The sequence below is a fragment of the Photobacterium nomapromontoriensis genome (assembly GCF_050336815.1).
GTDB classification, from domain to species: domain Bacteria; phylum Pseudomonadota; class Gammaproteobacteria; order Enterobacterales; family Vibrionaceae; genus Photobacterium; species Photobacterium nomapromontoriensis.
The window spans coordinates 102,827-121,465 of record NZ_JAKJSL010000022.1 but is presented as its reverse complement, the minus strand read 5'-3'; the positions used below and the strand labels follow the sequence as shown (position 1 = coordinate 121,465).

At 42.6% G+C, this 18,639-nt stretch carries 11 protein-coding genes; all 11 read left to right on the top strand.

Annotated features, from left to right (window positions below; genetic code table 11):
• Positions 1-32 precede the first annotated feature (32 nt).
• Entirely contained in the window at positions 33-1,778 is a 1,746-nt protein-coding gene (locus tag L4D12_RS08505) for an amidohydrolase (RefSeq protein WP_428447395.1), read from the top strand.
• A 94-nt stretch (positions 1,779-1,872) separates the two neighbouring features.
• A complete protein-coding gene (locus L4D12_RS08500) occupies positions 1,873-3,048 on the top strand; it encodes an MFS transporter (protein WP_428447394.1) in 1,176 nt (391 codons plus the stop codon).
• Between the two features lie 13 nt (positions 3,049-3,061).
• Positions 3,062-3,760, top strand: coding sequence for a hypothetical protein (locus L4D12_RS08495; protein WP_428447393.1), 699 nt, complete (start codon positions 3,062-3,064; stop codon positions 3,758-3,760).
• 352 nt (positions 3,761-4,112) lie between these two features.
• A complete protein-coding gene (locus L4D12_RS08490; protein ID WP_428447392.1) occupies positions 4,113-5,426 on the top strand; it encodes an anaerobic C4-dicarboxylate transporter family protein in 1,314 nt (437 codons plus the stop codon).
• A 252-nt stretch (positions 5,427-5,678) separates the two neighbouring features.
• Positions 5,679-6,677 carry an MBL fold metallo-hydrolase gene (locus L4D12_RS08485; RefSeq protein ID WP_428447391.1) on the top strand — a complete coding sequence of 333 codons (999 nt, stop codon included), beginning with the start codon at positions 5,679-5,681 and terminating at the stop codon, positions 6,675-6,677.
• Positions 6,678-6,985: 308 nt separating this feature from the next.
• Positions 6,986-7,267: a cation diffusion facilitator family transporter gene (locus L4D12_RS08480; protein WP_428447449.1), complete on the top strand. Its 282-nt coding sequence runs from the start codon at positions 6,986-6,988 to the stop codon at positions 7,265-7,267.
• Positions 7,268-7,887: 620 nt separating this feature from the next.
• Complete coding sequence (locus L4D12_RS08475; RefSeq protein ID WP_428447390.1) at positions 7,888-9,759, top strand: methyl-accepting chemotaxis protein; 1,872 nt, start codon at positions 7,888-7,890, stop codon at positions 9,757-9,759.
• 536 nt (positions 9,760-10,295) lie between these two features.
• Positions 10,296-12,719: a hypothetical protein gene (locus L4D12_RS08470; RefSeq protein WP_428447389.1), complete on the top strand. Its 2,424-nt coding sequence runs from the start codon at positions 10,296-10,298 to the stop codon at positions 12,717-12,719.
• Between the two features lie 51 nt (positions 12,720-12,770).
• Positions 12,771-15,578, top strand: coding sequence for a M16 family metallopeptidase (locus L4D12_RS08465; protein ID WP_428447388.1), 2,808 nt, complete (start codon positions 12,771-12,773; stop codon positions 15,576-15,578).
• 41 nt (positions 15,579-15,619) lie between these two features.
• A complete protein-coding gene (locus tag L4D12_RS08460) occupies positions 15,620-17,311 on the top strand; it encodes an ABC transporter ATP-binding protein/permease (protein WP_428447387.1) in 1,692 nt (563 codons plus the stop codon).
• Positions 17,299-18,048: a DUF3450 family protein gene (locus tag L4D12_RS08455; RefSeq protein WP_428447386.1), complete on the top strand. Its 750-nt coding sequence runs from the start codon at positions 17,299-17,301 to the stop codon at positions 18,046-18,048. Before L4D12_RS08460 ends, L4D12_RS08455 begins: the two co-directional genes overlap by 13 nt.
• The last annotated feature ends 591 nt before the right edge of the window (positions 18,049-18,639 follow it).

The window sequence follows — 18,639 nt, the reverse complement described above, 5'->3', positions numbered from 1 at the left end:
CGACCCCCTACAAATAATAGAAGAGATGAATTATGAAATTTCAAACTATCTCAATGCGTCTTATTGATACTCGCGTACCTGTCACTCTTTTTGAAGCGAAAAAAGTGATCACTATGAACCCAGAGCAACCAGAAGCAGAAACGGTTGCGGTTCAAAATGGCATTATTGTAGGTGTCGGATCGAATGAACAACTTCGCCAGGTACTTCGTGCACACCGTGTTGAAGTTGAAACAAACAGTACATTTGCGAATCACTATATGTATGCTGGATTTGCCGAACACCACATGCATCCGCATATTTTAGGGGCTTATCTGAAAGATTCACATTATTTGGGCTATGTTGATCGCAAAGCTGCTGATGGTTCAATATTGAAAGGAACGCAGTCAGTTGAGCAACTAAAATCTCGCTTGGCTGAGTTGATTGAACAAGATCGTGAGCGTTTATCCTCAAGCTCTGAGCAGTGGCTAAATTGCTGGGGTTTTGATCCACTATTGCTATCTGGCGCAGACGTGACCCGTAATGTGTTAGATGAAGTCAGTACTGAATTTCCGATTTGTTTAGGTCATGCTTCTGGCCATGTCATCAATATCAACTCGGTTGCTATTGAGCTGTGTGGTTATGAAAATATGGCGGAAGATCCTAACTTATTCCGTTATGACAATGGTCAGGTAAACGGCACCGTTGCCGAGCCACCACTGATGCAATTTGCTTTTGAAAAAGGTGCAGCCAAGATGGATTTCTCACCAGAAGGAATTCTTGAAGCGGGTGAAATAGCCACCAAAGTGGCACGCATTAATGGCTGTACGTCAGTGACCGATAAAGGCACAAACTTCCCATTAACCCCAGGTAATGTCGCGGCTCAGGGCTGGATTACTGGTCAGCAGCAGGGGCGGTTACACACTCGTGTCATTATGGAACCTTGGTACACAGGTATAGACCGTTGGGTGTATGGCGACAAAACGGGTTGGGATGCCATTCATGCTGTTCGCGAAGAGAGAAATCCCTATCTTACGATTGGTAATTTCAAAATGCTGACAGATGGTTCGATACAAGGTTTCACCGCTAACTTACTACCTGATCAGCACTACATCACAGAAGGTAAACCTAACGGCCACCTTCTGATGACCGAAGAGAATCTCATCAAGCAGATCCAAACGGGTGAAGAGCATGGGATGTCTTGCTCTATCCACACCAATGGTAATGGCGCGACAGAATTAGCGATTCAAGCGATTGAAAAAATTCGTGAACAAAATCCTAACTGTGGATTCCGCCATTCATTAGAGCATTGCCAGTTAGCGACTGAAAACCAGTTCTATCGCATGAAGAAAGCCGGTATTACCCCTAACTTATTCACCAACCATTTGTATTATTGGGGAGATGTACATGCCAAATATACTGTGGGTGAGCATGGCGTTCGACGCATGGATGCATGTCGTTCAGCGACCAATCACGGATTAATGCACGGTGTACACTCTGACGATATGGTAACGGAAGTGAGCCCATTATTCTCAGCGTGGTGTGCAGTTAATCGTAAATCACTGAGTGGCAAAGTGTATGGTGAAGACCAATGCCTAACCGTGGCAGAAGCTATGCGTGTCATTACCTATAATCATGCGTGGCTTGCACATCAGGAAGATGTACGTGGTTCAATTGAAACGGGGAAATGGGCAGATTTTACCATTCTGGAAGAGGAGGCCACTGAAGAGAAGCGTGAAACGCTGAAGGATATCCGTATTGTTGGCACCGTGATTGGTGGTGATGATATTTTCCTAAACTAATTGGAGGGCGGGAAGGCAGCTCCACCTTCCCGCACATATCATTATGGATTCAATCAGAACATCACTCAAGCAAGTCGAAGTTTGGTACCTATTTATGATAGTTCTTGGTGCCTTTAACGTTGGCTTTTGCATTATGTTGGTACCCCAATACGTCGTGGCCCAGTTTGATAATGGACTTGTTGCTCTTGGTATTATTATGTCTGCTTGGACGGCGGGGCCGCTAATTGGCCCGTTAATGTCAAAGTATATAGATCAATTTGGCTCGCCAAGATATTGGATTTCAAGCTTATTACTTATCAACAGTCTGCTTGCTTTTTCGGTACAGTTTTGTACCACTATTCCGTTGTTATTCATGAATCTGCTCGCGCAAGGTCTGATCTATGCCGTGGGTTATTCCATTTTAAATTTATTGATAGTCAGGCGATTTGAAGAATCGGAATGGCACGGAAGGACAGGGATGCTGATCGCCGCTTTTATTATTGGCGAAGTCATTGGATTTGGGATTGCAGGACGTATTACGGATCCGGTAGCAGGTATCGCATTTGGTGGTTACATGATGTTGGCCAGTAGTGCTTTGGCCTTGGTGTTGGTACCGAGTTTCCAGTTTATTGTAAGAAAAAACCCCGCAGATTACCGTGAATCTCATCGAGTGAGCAAATTGTTATGTTCCCCGTTCGGTATTATGGCAGTAGGCTGGGGCTTATTGTGTTTTGCTGCGCAGATCTTATTTCTGCCATTCCCCGTATTAATGCGAGAAGTCTTTCTTATTGACCCCGAATTGTCTAGCTCAGTAGTCAGCATTAGTGGGATTATTGCGCTGACCTTTTATCCGATTGTTGGCAAGCTTACCGAGAGATTTGGAGCCGATAATGTCTTAATCAATGCAAGTGCAGTTAAGACGATGGTCTTTATTATTCTTAGCTACTGTGCGTTAAATTATGTCCCGTCACTTGCTGTTGTGGTGCTTGCGATGATTTTTATCAATCGTTGTACATGGCCATTTATGATGGCAAGTTCACAAATTCAAGCCGCTCAACTATCTAATGGTTGCGCAAAATCGATGGCGTTAACGGTTTTTATGGCCATTGCCGGTATCGGTAATTTTATGTCTGGTGTCGTGAATTCGGTGGTAACAGCAACATGGGGAATGGAATTTGTACCCACTGTTGCGGCTGTAACTGGATCCATTGGCGTGGTGTTATTAGTCGGTAATAAATACCGCGAATACCGTTATGACAACCATATAGAACAGCAGAAACATTACCCTTAATAAGGAAATTAATATGTCAAAACATGATAAAGCAGTCCTCGCGGGAGTGCTGGTCTTCCTCGCACCATTTTTTCTGATCCCAAGTGTGTATAACGGGTTCGTTAATGTAACCAATGAGCATGCATTTATAATGTCAGGGGTGAAGTTCGCGATTCTTGCGACATTCGGTGAAGTTCTTGGCCAGAGAATCCGTATCGGATCATGGTCGCTTACAGGGTTTGGGGTGATTCCTAAAATGGTTGTCTGGTTTATTTTGGGGACAATGATAAAAGCCGCATTTGTGATCTTTTCTGTTGGTGATCCTGTTTTATTAAAAAAGTTTATTGATTCACCGAGTCCATTGGTTATCGCATTTTCAATAAGTATGGGGTTAAATTTGATTTTTGCTCCAATATTCATGACATTGCATAAGATTACCGATTTACATATTGCGGATCATAAAGGGGCTCTGGTTGCATTGATTAAGCCGATTAATATGGCACAAAAATTTAGTCAAATTGATTGGCAAGTACAGTATGGTTTCGTGTTTAAGAAAAGTATTCCATTTTTCTGGATCCCTGCCCATACCATCACATTCATGTTGCCGTCAAATTTTCAAGTGTTATTTGCTGCCAGTTTAGGTGTGGCATTGGGTGTGATCCTTGCCATTGCTGGCGGACAAAATAAACCCCAAAAGTTGGACGTGAAGCCAGAAACAGAAGTAGCAGCATAAACATTAAATAGCCGTTAATGATGTAAATCATTATGCGGCTTTTGTTGTTTGTAGTGTTATTAAATATAGGTCGTAGCGGCAAGTAGTATCTATTTTAATTAACCTTTGCATAGCGCTGATGACATCTGAACTTTTTTAATGTTAATCAATACGGTTTATTGTGTGTTAAATACAAGGTCCCCGTGAAAACATGTTGTTATAAAAATAACAATTGCATTTAAACCATCATGTTGAAAAATAAAGAATTATTTTGAATCTTGATGCACATATGTGATGTATAACTGGTTATTTAGTTTGCAAACAAATTATTATTTGCGCAGTTAATGTTAGTATTGTCATCAAGGAGTTGGATGTGTTTTTTATCGAGTTTTTTATTGTCCTCGGTTGTATTTTAATTGGAGCCCGAATTGGCGGGATAGGTTTAGGTGTGCTGGGTGGTGTTGGTCTGGCCATTCTAAGTTTCATGTTTGGTTTAAAACCAACCAGTCCACCCATTGATGTAATGCTTATGATCATGGCGGTTGTTGCAGCCGCTGCGGCAATGCAAGCCTCAGGTGGTTTAGATTACCTGATCAAGATAGCGTCTAATATTCTGCGTAAAAACCCTCGACATATCACTTTTATTGCGCCTTTAGTCACGTATATCTTTACATTTTTAGCTGGTACTGGTCACGTTGCGTATTCTGTACTACCTGTTATTGCTGAAGTGAGCCGTCGCAGTGGTATTCGCCCTGAGCGTCCGCTGGGTATGGCCGTTATTGCATCTCAGTTTGCAATCGTAGCAAGTCCAATTGCTGCGGCGGTGGTTGCATTGGTGGCATTCTTAGAGCCTCAAGGCATCACACTTGCAGACGTATTATTGGTAACGATTCCTGGTACTTTCCTCGGTCTTGCTGCGGCATGTCTGATCGTTAACAAACTAGGTAAAGAGTTAAAAGACGATCCTGAGTATCAACGTCGTATGGAAGATCCTGCATTCCGTAAGGAAATGGAAGCAGAAGTTCAAGTTGACGAGCTTGTGATTAAACCTCAAGCAAAAACAGCGGTTGGTCTATTCTTATTTGGTGCTTTAGCTGTGGTTGTTATGGGGGCTTTCCCGGTATTGCGTCCTAACTTTGATGGCTCACCGATGGGGATGGCGCATACGATTGAAATTATCATGCTGGCCGTTGGTGCACTGATCATCATGATCTGCAAACCTGATGGCAATGAGATCACTCAAGGTTCTGTATTTCATGCTGGTATGCGTGCAATCGTAGCGATTTTTGGTATCGCTTGGTTGGGTGATACATTCATTGCGGGTCACGATGCAATGGTGAAAGAAGCGGTATCTGGCATGGTTGAAGTTGCGCCATGGACGTTCGCATTCGCACTCTTTGGTCTATCTGTGATGGTAAATAGCCAAGGTGCTACTACAGCGGTACTTGTACCTGTAGGTATTATGCTGGGTCTTCCACCTGAAGTGATTATTGCAACATTCGTTGCGGTAAATGGATACTTCTTTATCCCTAACTACGGTCCAATCATTGCTTCAATCGACTTTGACCGTACAGGCACGACGAAGATTGGTAAGTATATCTTTAACCATAGCTTTATGTTGCCTGGTTTATTGAGCATGGTCTTTAGTATTATCTTCGGCTTTATATTTGCTGGTATTGTTTTATAACAACATTATCAACTTATAAATAAAAACCCCCGGTTGAGGTCACTTTTCCGGGGTTTTTTTATACATTTTGCAGTCTTAAAGTAATATTCTTATTAGCGATAATAAAAGGCGATGTTTATCGATCTCGTCATCTCTTGCAGATAATCATATTTCTACTAGATGTTTGCAATTTTCATTATGTGCAATTGAGATTCTTACAGTGAAATAAAGTAGCAAAGCTACAGGATGCAATTATGTATGATAGGAACAAATATGGTTAAAAAATTGATAGCGGGAACGTTGCTGCTAGCTACTCACGGGGCGTATGCCGATTTTAATTTGATTGCTTTGGGGAGTAAAGGTGGTATTCAAGATGGTAATTTGACTGCCTTTATGATGAAGAGTGAGGCCGACAATGACTATATCATGCTTGATGCTGGTGCGCTTGTGAGTGGTCTTATTGCTGCCGAGAATAAGGCGCTAGCGTCGATTGTTGTTCCTGACGGATCACCGTATACCAAGGTTGGGTATGTGCTGAGAGAGAGAATAAAAGGCTATTTTATAAGTCATGCACATTTGGATCATTTAGCGGGAATGGTGATTGCGTCACCTGACGATAGCAGTAAACCTATCTATAGCCTGGCGTCGGTTAACCAGTCTATTAGTGACAATTATTTTAATTGGGAATCATGGCCAAATTTCGCCAATGAGGGTGAAGGTTTACACATAAAAAAATATATCTTCACCGATCTTACTCCTAATCATTGGGCACCAGTTGCCCATACTTCGTTACAAGTGCTGGCTTTACCACTTGCGCATTCCGGCATGGAGTCCACGGCTTTTGTTTTCAAAAACAGCATGGGTGAAGTTATGGCTTATTTGGGCGATACAGGGCCAGATAAAGTTGAGAAAAGTAATAATTTAGACGTTCTGTGGACAGTGTTGGCTAAATACGCAAAAAAAGGGAAGTTAGCCGGAATTGTTATTGAAGTATCTTACGATAACAGTGTGCCAGATTCCGCATTGTATGGTCATCTTACTCCACATTGGTTGTTGGAAGAGCTATCTGTGTTGGCCGTTAAATCAGGTGGCAGTCATGCGCTGAAGGGACTGAATGTGGTCGTAAGCCATATTAAGTACAGCCTGAAAAAAGGAGAACGGCCTGAGCAAGTGATCGTAAAACAACTTGCGGAAGGAAATCAGCTTGGTGTGAACTTTATATTTCCAAAGCAAGGTGATGGCTATCGGTTAGAAGCTGCTGCCCGCGAGTAAATTCAAGTCCAATAGCGGCATGGTAGAAAATGAAAGCCCGCTTAGGTACTGAGCGGGCTTTGACTATATAAAAATTCTATTGGCAATAGAGTGAAAAGGACAAAACTGCCTAAAACAGAATTTAGTCAGTAGTGAGAATAACGACCAGTCTTAACTTGAGGCTAAAAGGATTTACGTTACGCCTGTTCATTTGACTAAACAAGGCTCAATTATGAAATTTCAAGTTGAACTATAGAGTGTTGTCGCGCAGTGAAAGTGGCGTAGATTGAAAGCCATCCAATGAATTAAATTAAACAAAGGAATTCATGATGAGCGATAAATCTCAAAAAACAGCTGAATTTGAACATGAAAAAATGGAACGTCGTTATGGCGAAGAGGTAGAGCATAAGCATAATCAAGATCATCACGAATACCGCGAACACGAGAAAAGCCATCCCCACCTTCAACATGGAGGTAGCCCTGAAGGTCATAAACACCCACAGCAAACACACCACCACCATGAACATGATGAGCTACGCCATCATAAAGTCAAAGAGCACGATCATAAAGAACCATCTCGTCAACATCATAAGACAGGTCATCGTGAATAGATAATATTGCTAAGGTTATTACAGAGAATACATTTTATTACTTGCTGTTAGCAATTGGAATATTATATATACATAACGTCCAGGAATGATTCATTGTAATAATACTTGTAATATAATTCTATCATATATAAGCCAGTTGGTTTTCCAACTGGCTTTCGTTTGTTTATTCCTAATATAAACTGATCACAACGAACGCCACTAATCCGTATGCATATTAATTGCAAGTCTTATATGTCTGATATCGATATTCTTAAGTGAAATAGTGGCATGCCGCACACAAATACTAATAAAATTAGTATGTTGCAAGGTGATTGTGTATGGTATTGCGAGCCAACAGGTATCGCTCCATTGCTATGCAATAAGATGAGTGAAGCAGAGTTACTCTGATTGATATAAAACCAAATATAATAAGTTAATTAAATATTAAACACACTGAGTTGGATTGTAGAGCTTATTCGTATTTCAAGAAAGTAAACAGTCTTATCATAGGTTTTGATTTTGTTTTTTCTGTAAAAAATAATAATTAATTTTGTTGAAAATAATTAACATGTTATTGGGCTATTTGTTCTAGAACGTTTTGGATAATAAGTGATCTTAGTGATCAACCCTGGGAGAGGGATATGCTTAAGAAAATTACGCTGTATTTTGTATTGACATTAACTATCTTAATATCAATAAGTTGTGTTGTTAGCTATCGCTATCTTGAGTCGTGGAAAGAGACCAATGTAGTCAGTGAAAATACAGCGGTGGTGAATACACTGACTTCTGCATTGGAGAGTACATTATCAAATTCAGCCAATAGTGTTAATGCATTGGCAAAGACATTTGCAAAATTCGAATTTAATGATGAAACACTTAAGATAATGAAGGCCATTGTTAGAGAGTCCAAGGGAAAGTATATGGGCATCTATTTTAGTAAGCCAGATGGCGAAACATTTACTTATTCAAAAGATCTTAGTGGAATAATGCCTAATTTTAATGCTAAAGAAAAGCAGCGAGAATGGTTTATTGTGCCAATGTCGGGTAAAAATATTATTTCATCGCCCTATATTAGTTCAACGGGAGAAACGATTATCAGTGTGGCATCACCAATAAGAAATGATACCGGGAAAGTGATTGGTGTACTTAGTATTGATGTTGATATCACTAAAGATTTGACAAGTACTCATATGGAATTTGCAATCACATCGAAAGATGGCCATGTTTTATTTGTTGATAAATCGAGTGCAGCATGGAAAGGGCAAAATATATATTCTTTGATGCCAGAATATATAAATGTTAAAGAAAAACCTTATTCATATAAAAATACAGAAGGTGATTATTTTAGTGTTTCTAAGCAAGATTATAATAATCAATATGATATCTTTGCATTTACAGAGCAGAACGCAACGATAGAAAATAGAAATACCATGCTCGCCATGTTTGTTCTTATTCTACTTTCAGTTGGGATTATTCAAGCATTAGTTGTTTTCTATATTGTAAGGAAAGAAATTAATCTTAACTTAGGCGATGAACCTGAAGAGCTGGCATCAAAAATCGAACAGTTTGCCGATGGAAATATTTCATCAGTCAAGTTCTCAGCAACAGGTTTAGTGTCTCAGTCATTGATCAATATGCAAACAAGTATCAAGGCTATTACCGAAACAACGGCGCAAGTGACAGACTCTTTGTTGGTTAATCAATCTCGTATTGAATCAATCATCCAAGATAATAAAAATAACGCTCAAAATGAGTTTTTAGATGTAGAACAAGTGGCGGCAGCAATTGCTGAACTCTCTTCAACCGCGTCAGATGTCGCGCATAATGCAGCTCAAGCTGATACACAGGCTTCTGAAGTACTCAATGTTGTAGCTGTAGGATCAGAAACACTACAACGCTCTGAAGCAATAGCAATTCAAGTTAATGATTCTATTAATGAATCTGCACTTATTGTGAGTGAATTGCGCCAGTACAGTGATAAAATTAGTACCGTGGTTGACGTGATTACATCAATATCCGAGCAGACAAACTTGCTGGCATTGAATGCTGCAATTGAAGCAGCGAGAGCGGGTGAGCAAGGGCGAGGCTTTGCGGTTGTTGCTGATGAAGTGAGATCACTGGCTGCAAAAACACAACAATCGACGGTAGATATTCAGGCGATTATTTCTCAGCTTCAGGAGCAATCAAAAATAGCTGATGAGTTTATGATTAATAATTCAAATTTAGTTGAAGAGTCACATAAAATGTCACAAGAAATCTCAGTGGCATTTAAAGGTATTGTGGACAAAGTTGAAGCAATGTCGGATATAAATACTTTAGTGGCAACGGCTTCAGAAGAGCAGTCATCAGTGACATTGGATGTTTCTAGACGTGTTGAAAACATCAATCAGACTGTACAAGTTAGCCTGAATAATGCGAATGCTATTAGCGATGTCAATATTGAAATTTCAAAACAGATTGAAGCAGTTCAACAAGAGATGTCTTATTTTAAAATAGATCAACACAACAATTAAACATTTAATAATTTTAAATTATACTCGTTACAAATTGGCTTAATATGAGAACTCATCACTACGTGCGATGAGTTCTTTTTGTAATATAATTCAGTTATCTTCAGATGTTCGTTTCAGCGAGAAGTCAATACCTGAATAATAAAAGCCAGCTCTTTGGGAGTGATTCAGCACAATGACTTCGGTGTCAAATTCCCTGGAAAGGGACCGTTATTCCTTTAGATATTTTCCTAAAATTGCATGCGCTGAGTTCACTTTCAATCCTCCCTTTTGAGATTATTTAGGTCGAGGCCAGTTTGGCCATCCTTCCCCTCAACATACCATTGCTTCTGTGTTCGTTATGGTATGGTATTCTGATTTGTTTTGTAATGATTTTGTTTAATAAATAAGATAAAAGCCATCTAATTCTTTTAACTGCGTCGTATAAACTCATAGTTAGTAATAAAAATGATAATAATTATCATTTGTATATTGATTATCTTTGTATGATGATTCATTATGCGCTCCGAAATTTCATGGTTGTTGTGGGTTGGAGCCGTATGAATAAGCTTTTTAAGCTAAATTTTGTCTCGTGTTCAATTTTATTGGCACTTGGACACGCTGCTTATGCAGAAGAAGTGACTGTAGATACTGTACCTGTTTTGCCTGAAACTGAAGCCGGACAGATGGTTGATGAGAGCGGTGTTGCTATAACACAAGCTGAAATTGCGGTAACGCCTGTTAACAATACTGATCTATCTCAATTGTTAAAACAGCAACCCGGTGTTGGTATTGATGATGGTACGTCGTCGGTACGTGGTGGTGATATTGCCCCGGAAGAGATCTCGCTGTCTGATGCTCGCCCGCATCAAACACAATATATGATTGGCGGAGTGGGCACTAACAATATCAGTACCTACGGGCAGTCCTCGGGTTTTTCCTCTCTTAGCTCCGGTCATACATCAGGGTATTTTGTTGATACCAACCTGATGGGTGAAGTGGAAGTCATGGACCACAATATTGGTGCTCAGTATGGGGGTTTTACCGGTGGTGTGATCAACGTAGAATTACGTCAACCCACCGATGAGTTTATTGCAGAATATCAATACCGCATGACTGATAGCCATTGGAACAGTAGTGCGAAAGTTGACGAGAAGAATAAAGGTTATGAAACTGCCAATTATGGTGATGGTCGATATCAACCTGAATATCAAAAACGTTTTCATAGCCTGCATTTAAGTGGTGCAATTAACGATAATAATAAACTTGCTATAAATGTGAGTAAGAAAACTTCTGATATTCCATTACAGCAAAATGGCGTTAAAAAAGATTTCGGCCAAACGATCGATAACCTATTTGTGACGCATATCTATCAGAATAATCTGTGGTCGTTGACATCAGATTTTCGTTATTCAAATTTTGAAGACCACAGTTTCCTGAATGATCCTCTACAAGAGAATGCTTCGCAGCCAAACAGTGAAGCAGTAAATTCACATTCATCTTTAGGAGGAACATTTAAATTACTTGGTCAGTTCGATGCAGGGCGTTGGACTACAACGCTTGCATATGATCACATGGATGATGAGCGTTCATCCACTGCTGACTATCATCGCACCGATATTGTGATGGTCGGAGGCATGCAAAGAGCAAACTCTGGCGGCTACGGTAATTTAGTGCAATCTCAAGACAGTTGGCAGTTGAAGTCATTATTTGATTTCGAATCGATGTATTGGCAAGAGACGCGGCATGATCTGCAAGTTGGGGGCGAGTATTTATTCCAGCAGGGAACGGGTAAGCGAAGCAGTAATTTTTCGGCGTTTTCTTATATGAAACGGCCAACGAGTGAAAAAATTGCGATTTGGAATGAATATGATCGCGGTGAATATCAAGCTGATGTGACGACAACTGCACTGTTTATTACCGACAATATTCGTTGGCAACAGCTGGGTTTATCTCTAGGGCTAAGAGCGTCGCATTCTGATGTGTTTGATGAAACTGTGTTTGCACCTCGTACAACCGCGAGCTGGGACTTTTCAAATCAGCGGATGAATCGTATTACCCTTGGCGCCGCGCGATACTACAGTGGGAGTTTATTGGGTTGGGCGTTACAAAATGAAGCCAAATCACTGCATACCACCTATCAAAATTGTACCTCAGCAACAGGGGATTACAGCAGTAATAATCTGAGAGATTATCAATGTAAAACGTCGAAGCCACAAGTGCCTATTGACTTGAATCAGGCCGACACGCCGTACAGTGATGAATTGACACTTGCCTGGAGTGTCGACGTTGGCAATATCAATATTACGCCGAGTTATGTTTACCGTCAGCAGCGCAAAGGGCTTTCCTTATCGGATGATAGGGTAGAAAACAACATTGAGAGTGATAGCGGTATTTATGGGCTGCTTATTGAGAACATTGATGCGTGGTCCATTGCTGGTGGTGAATTGTCCACCTTACTCGAAGTGAGTTACACCGATCGGAAAGGGGCCGGCAGCACCAGTGCGGTTTATGATGCAGTGAACGATCTTGACCAAGGTTATGAATCGCAGTGGGTGATGATTGATGGTGAGCTGGTTCGTTCCGATCAAATGGATACCAGCAGTTATAACTCACCATGGAAAGCCCATTTAGCGACTGTAATGAATTGGCGTCAAATCGGACTGAGCTGGAGCAATATGGTGAATTACGACAGTGGTCGTAAGTTGACGCAATATAAAGGTTATACCGTGGCTGATATAGATGGCGAGCCAGAGCGAATTAAAGAGCTGATATCGAAAGATATGGATAGTTTGGTTACGTGGGATACCAGTGTTCGTTGGCAGCTTGAACCTTTGATTCAGCATGATGCCATGTTCGAGTTAAGTGTGACTAACGTGCTTAATAAGCAAGTTGAAGTTAGCACATATGGTACTTCGATGAGCCCAACCAGCTACTTCGGCAAAGGCCGTGAAATATGGCTGAACTTTTCTATTCGAAATTAATTCTTATCTCTTACTAAGTAGGCGGGTAACTCCCGCCTTTGGCATTATAAAATGAAAAAACTCACACTTGCAGTGCTTATCAGCACGGCTTTATTGTCGGGCTGCGTGCATGTTCCAGCCATTACTGGTATTGATCAAAATCAAACTAAAACGACGACTATATTTCCTGTTCGCGAAGGATTGCAACAAGGCACCTTAAGTAATGGGATGAAATATATTGTCGTCCCTAACGAAACCAATGGGGCACGGGTTTCTTTGCAGCTCATCGTCCATGCTGGCTCGCTGGATGAAGCGGATGATCAGCAAGGGATCGCGCATTTAGTCGAGCATATGGCTTTCAATGGTACGGAAGATTTCCCCGCCAATACTTTAATTGAGCATCAAGAAGCGCTTGGTATGGTATTTGGGCGTGATATTAATGCAATGACAGAGTACCGAACGACGTCATATTTTCTCCACCTTCCCAATAATAGCCCAGCGATGTTAAAGGAAGGTTTTCACATGCTTGCTCAGCAGATGAGTGCACTGACTTTCGATGATGCTGAACTGGAAAAAGAACGCCCGGTTGTGGAAGAAGAATGGCGCGGTGGTCGTAATATGATGGCACGTTTAGGTCAGGCAAATCGTCAGTTAGTCTTAGCTGGTAGCCGTTATGCCGCGCGTGAGCCAATTGGGGATATGGATTTAGTTCGCCATGTTGATGCGCAACGCATTAAAGACTTTTGGCAAACGTGGTATCACCCCAACAACATGACGTTGTTGGTGGTAGGGCAAACCGATCAAGCCAGTATTGAAAGCTTGCTCAATGAATATTTTGCACCGATGCCGAGTAAAGCGCTGCCACCGCGCGCACCGTTGAATGTGCAACTGCCGCATAATCTGACCTTTGCCACGATTGCCGATCCTGAAATTACCACCGAAGTGATTTCATTAAGTTTACGCGGTAAACAGGCGACAGTGACTGACAGCAAGAGCTTACAGCAAGATATGACCAACGATATTGTCATGATGATGCTATCTCGCCGTTTAACCGAGCAATATCAAGTAGAAGGTGAAGACATTACGCGTATGGTTGCGACTGCTCAGCCAATGCTGCCGGGGTATAGTAATAACCGCATTGTCGCATTGCTACATACCCAAGACTACGCATCGGCTTATCAAACGTTATTTGGGCAATTAAGCAGTTTTGCTCATTATGGTTTTAGTGAGCTGGACTTCAACGTTGCCAAAGCCAGTGTGCTTCAACGCTATCGCCAAATTGCAGATAATCAGCGAAATACCACCAACAGCCGTCTGCTTATGTCGATGTTTAATCAGCTTCGTAATCAACAGCCATTATTGGATCATGAGCTTATCTATCAGCAAGCAGATAGACTGCTTGAGAACACTACACTTGAGCAGGTAAACGATCACTTTAAGGCGATGATTCATAATCGGTCACCTTTAGCGGTAGTACAGCTTTCGCCTAAGCATCAGTCGCTGTTGCCAACAGAGGCTGACGTACAGCAATGGTGGACAACGGCATTAGCCAATCCGTCAGAAATTGGGCATGAACAGGGTGTACCCGCTGCATTATTTGCAGAACGCCCAGAGCCCGCATCAGTGATCAGCGAGACGATTGCCGACGGCACTTACATTTGGCGCTTTGCTAACGGTGCCAGTGTTTGGTTTATGCCCGATGATCAATCGAAACAACAACTGATGATCCGTTGGCAAGGGCTGGGCGGTACAGAGCACCTGCCTGAATCAATGCAGCGTGCCGCGCAGCTTGCGGCTCGAAATATGGGCCAATTTGGTTATGCAAATCTGTCAGCCGTACAATTATCAGCGCTGAATTCCGCCTATCAAATGCGTCAGATGGCTTTTGTCACCCCTTTATCACATGGTATTTCAGGTAGTACAGACAGTCATTCGTTCGAGAATTGGTTGCAGAACCTTAATTTAAGAATGACTCAGCCGCAGACGGATGCCGATATCTGGCAATCTAAGCAGAAAATGATTGCTAGGGGCATTGAAAATCGAAATACCACGCCAGATGGGCAATTTAACCAAGCCATTGATGCGATTCGTTATGCGGATAATCCGATGATGTTGCCATTGACTGATGCGCAGCTTAATACCATCAGCGTTGCAGATTTACAGCAAGGTTGGCTGGCGTTATTTAGTCATGCTGCTGATCATCAGTTAGTGATAGTGGGGGATGAAAAGCCAGAGGTGGTACGTGATTTAGCCGCTCGCTATATCGGTCACCTACCTAAAGGAAAAGCATTTGCCGATAAGGTGCTACCGGCGTTAGCTGGTGGTGATCACGATATCAATGTAGCCGCAGGGCATGAGCCTGTTGGGGTTACCAGTGAATTATTTAATGTTGCTTTCCCTTATAGCCAAGATGCAGAAAGGCAGGCGGGTTTAGTCAGTCGCATGCTGTCAGTGCGTTTACGTGAGCAACTGCGTGAGGCGGCGGGGGGCGTGTACAGCTTGCGGTTTGGGATCCGTCTTGATAGAGAGCGCCAGCAAGCTTATGGCATGTTGAGCTACAGCCATCAACCAGAACGGGGTGATGAGCTGAGTACTCTCGCCAATACAGTGATAGCTCAAGCATTGTCAGAGGGATTTACCGAGCAGGAGTTGGCTGAAGTTAAACAACAAACACGGACGTCATTGCAGCCAGAGGTACTGACCAGTCGCCACCGTTTCAGCTGGCTGACTGACAATGCCAGTGACAATATGCTTCTGTCGATGCCGGACGATTACCTTTATTGGTTAGAAAACGTCAATGTGACAGAACTGGATGCGTTAGCCAATGCAATCTTGTCTACGTCTAATCGCATCGATGCCCGATTAACCCCTGAAAAATAACAGAGAGCCCCCAGCCATGCGTGGCTGGGGGGTGTATGAGTATGTCTTTAATTAAACAGTTTTTACTCTTCGCACGTCCGTATTGGATTAATCGTGCCAACGGGTGGAGTTGGGTTCTGTTGGCATTGTGCCTTGTCGCCAAATTAGGGGCCGTTGAAATCACGGTTTGGCTCAATCAATGGAATAAAGAGTTTTATGATGCGCTTGCTGAGGTCAACGTAGAGAAAATCTATCCATTGATTTTTGAATTTTGTGGTTTGATTGCATTGATCGTCGTGCTGAAAGTATACGGGGATTGGCTGCAGAAATTAGTTGAACTGCGTTGGCGAACCTGGTTAACAGAAAACCTGTTAACCCTTTGGCTAAAAGATAATAATTATTATCGGCTAACTCTACAGGGGGAGCCGGATAATCCCGATCAACGTATTGCAGAAGATGCCCGGTTACTCACCAGTGATTCTGTTGAGTTATTTGTCGGTGCGATTCAAGCATGCGCGGTATTGGTCGCATTTAGCACCATATTGTGGGATCTATCGAGTAACTTAAGCTTCGAATGGCAGGGTGCCAGCATCCAGATTGTGGGTTATTTATTTTGGGTTGCTTTGCTTTACTCTATCGCAGGAACTGGCATGGCGCATGTCTTTGGTCATCAGTTGCATCACCTTAATTTTGAACAGCAACGCAAAGAAGCCAATTTTCGCGCCAGCTTGATCCGAAAGCGTGATGCCGCAGAGCAGATAGCTTTACTGCGGGGTGAAAAAACCGAAAGTATGCAGTTAAAACAGCGGTTTCATGAGATAGCCCATAATTGGTATGCGCTGATGAACCGCGAAAAAACACTGCAATTTGTTGGTACGACGTATCATGAAATTGCCAAAATGTTGCCGTTGTTTGCCGCCTTACCCGCATTGATGTCGAAAACTATCACCATTGGTGGGGTGTTCCAAGTCAAAATGGCATTCATGAAAGTGTATTCAGGATTCAGCTGGTTTGTTCATCGTTATGACGATTTAACCCGTTGGAGTGCAACAGTGGTGCGTTTATCAGAATTTACGCATGCGCTGGATGCGGATACGACGTTCCAAGAAATGCCTCGCAGCGAATCGGTGACCACACATCAACTGTCTGTGTTAAAGCCTAACGGCGATTGTTTGCTGAATGAGGTTAACTTTTCGCTTGCACCTCAGCAGCGGCTATTTATCTCCGGTGCTAGCGGGCTCGGTAAGTCATCCTTATTAAGGACACTTTCTGGGATCTGGCCGTTTTATAATGGGGCGTATTCATTACCTTATGGTGAGATCTTGTTATTACCGCAAAAGCCGTATTTGCCATCCGGTTCTTTACGCGACTGCCTGAGTTACCCAGAGACTGATAGATATACCGAACTGCAATTAATAGAGGTGTTATCGTTGGTTGGCTTGTCGTCCTTGATAGATCAACTGATGGTGGAGAATGAGTGGCAGAGTCAATTATCCGGCGGAGAACAGCAACGCCTAAGCCTCGCACGAGCATTACTGCACAGACCACAGACGCTGATCTTGGATGAAGCGACCAGCAGCTTAGATCAAGCGGCTGCTTTGGGTCTTATCACTATGCTTCAACAACAGTTGCCCTCTACCACCATGATGATGGTTTCGCATCAGCAATACCTGAAGCCCTTGTTTGACCGAGAGCTGGATTTGACGGTGTATGGTCAAGGCACAGTGAAAGGAGAAACAGTATGCGTCTCGTAATATTTGTGTTGTCCCTCTGTTTTTCGTTGTTAAGCCGTGCCGATACGCTGGCACATACCGATCAATTAACAGCAGAAAAAATGGCGCGTGAAAAAGCACGTATTGCACTGCAACAACAATGGCAGCAAGAGCAGGCTGATTTACAGCAGTTACTTAACCGTTATGTTATTGAAACAAAGGCACTAAAAAATAAGCTGGATGATTTTCAGCACAATCAAAATGAGCAGAAAGATAAGCGTTCAGCGCTATTGACACAGCAGAGTTTATTGGAAAATAAAGCACATGAATATGAGCAGTTATTGTTGGTTGGGACCAATATCCTCCAGCCATTATGGTTGTCATTTCCCCCTGCCATTGTACGTATGGAGCAGGTTAATTATGTATTGCTCTCTGATCCTAAGGCCGATCTTAATCAACGCGTCACGGCGCTGATTGATCTGTTAACTGCGCTGGATCAGTTTAATCGTGTGATGACCTTTGAAAAGCAGCGGATAGCACTGTCAGGGCAAGAGTGGCAAGTCGAGGTGCTTTATCTTGGTTTAGCACAAGCTTATTTTCGCAGTGCTGATGGTAGTCAGGTCGGTCTGGGCTATGCCATGCCTCAGAATGTCGGGCAGGGGTGGCAGTGGCAGCTCATACCTGAGCAGCAAAAAGCAATAAATCAGGCATTTGCAATTTATCTCCAGCAGCAGAAAAATCAAATATTATCACTGCCAGTCAGGGAGATAGTGCAATGAGATATGTATTACTGACCCTGATAAGTGCGGTCATGATCTGGCCAGCAACCGTTGTAGCTGATATGGCGACGTATCAGCGTTCACTTGAAGCCCAAGTGGTTAAAGAGCAACGTTTATATCAAAAAGAAGCGCAGCGCATTGATAAGCAAAGACAGCCGCTGTTGTTGAAAACGACGCAAGCCGAATCTCAGCTATTGGCATTGCGCCAGCAGTTGTTGGCATTTACCCGTCAAAACGATGATGCGTATTTGTCCGTGCAGGCGCTGGAACAGCGTCTACAACTGTGGCAACAGCAAGACATTTATCTGAATAATATCGTTAGTCAGTACCAACAGCGACAGAGTCAAGCCGCAGAAGAGAAGCCGCTCGCCGCGATTGAATCAGATCTGTATGCCTTAGGCGGGAAGCTCTATCCCCGCTGGCATCACGGTCAAGCGATTGCCAAAGACGGCGCAATATTGCAGGGACAGTTGCTTGACTTTGGTCCCTTGAATTTTTTCTATCAGCCTTCGACATTGCACCTATTAACAGAGCAAGATCATGATCGTTATATTGCCGTGAGTTATGCACAAGAAACACAGCCAACCACGG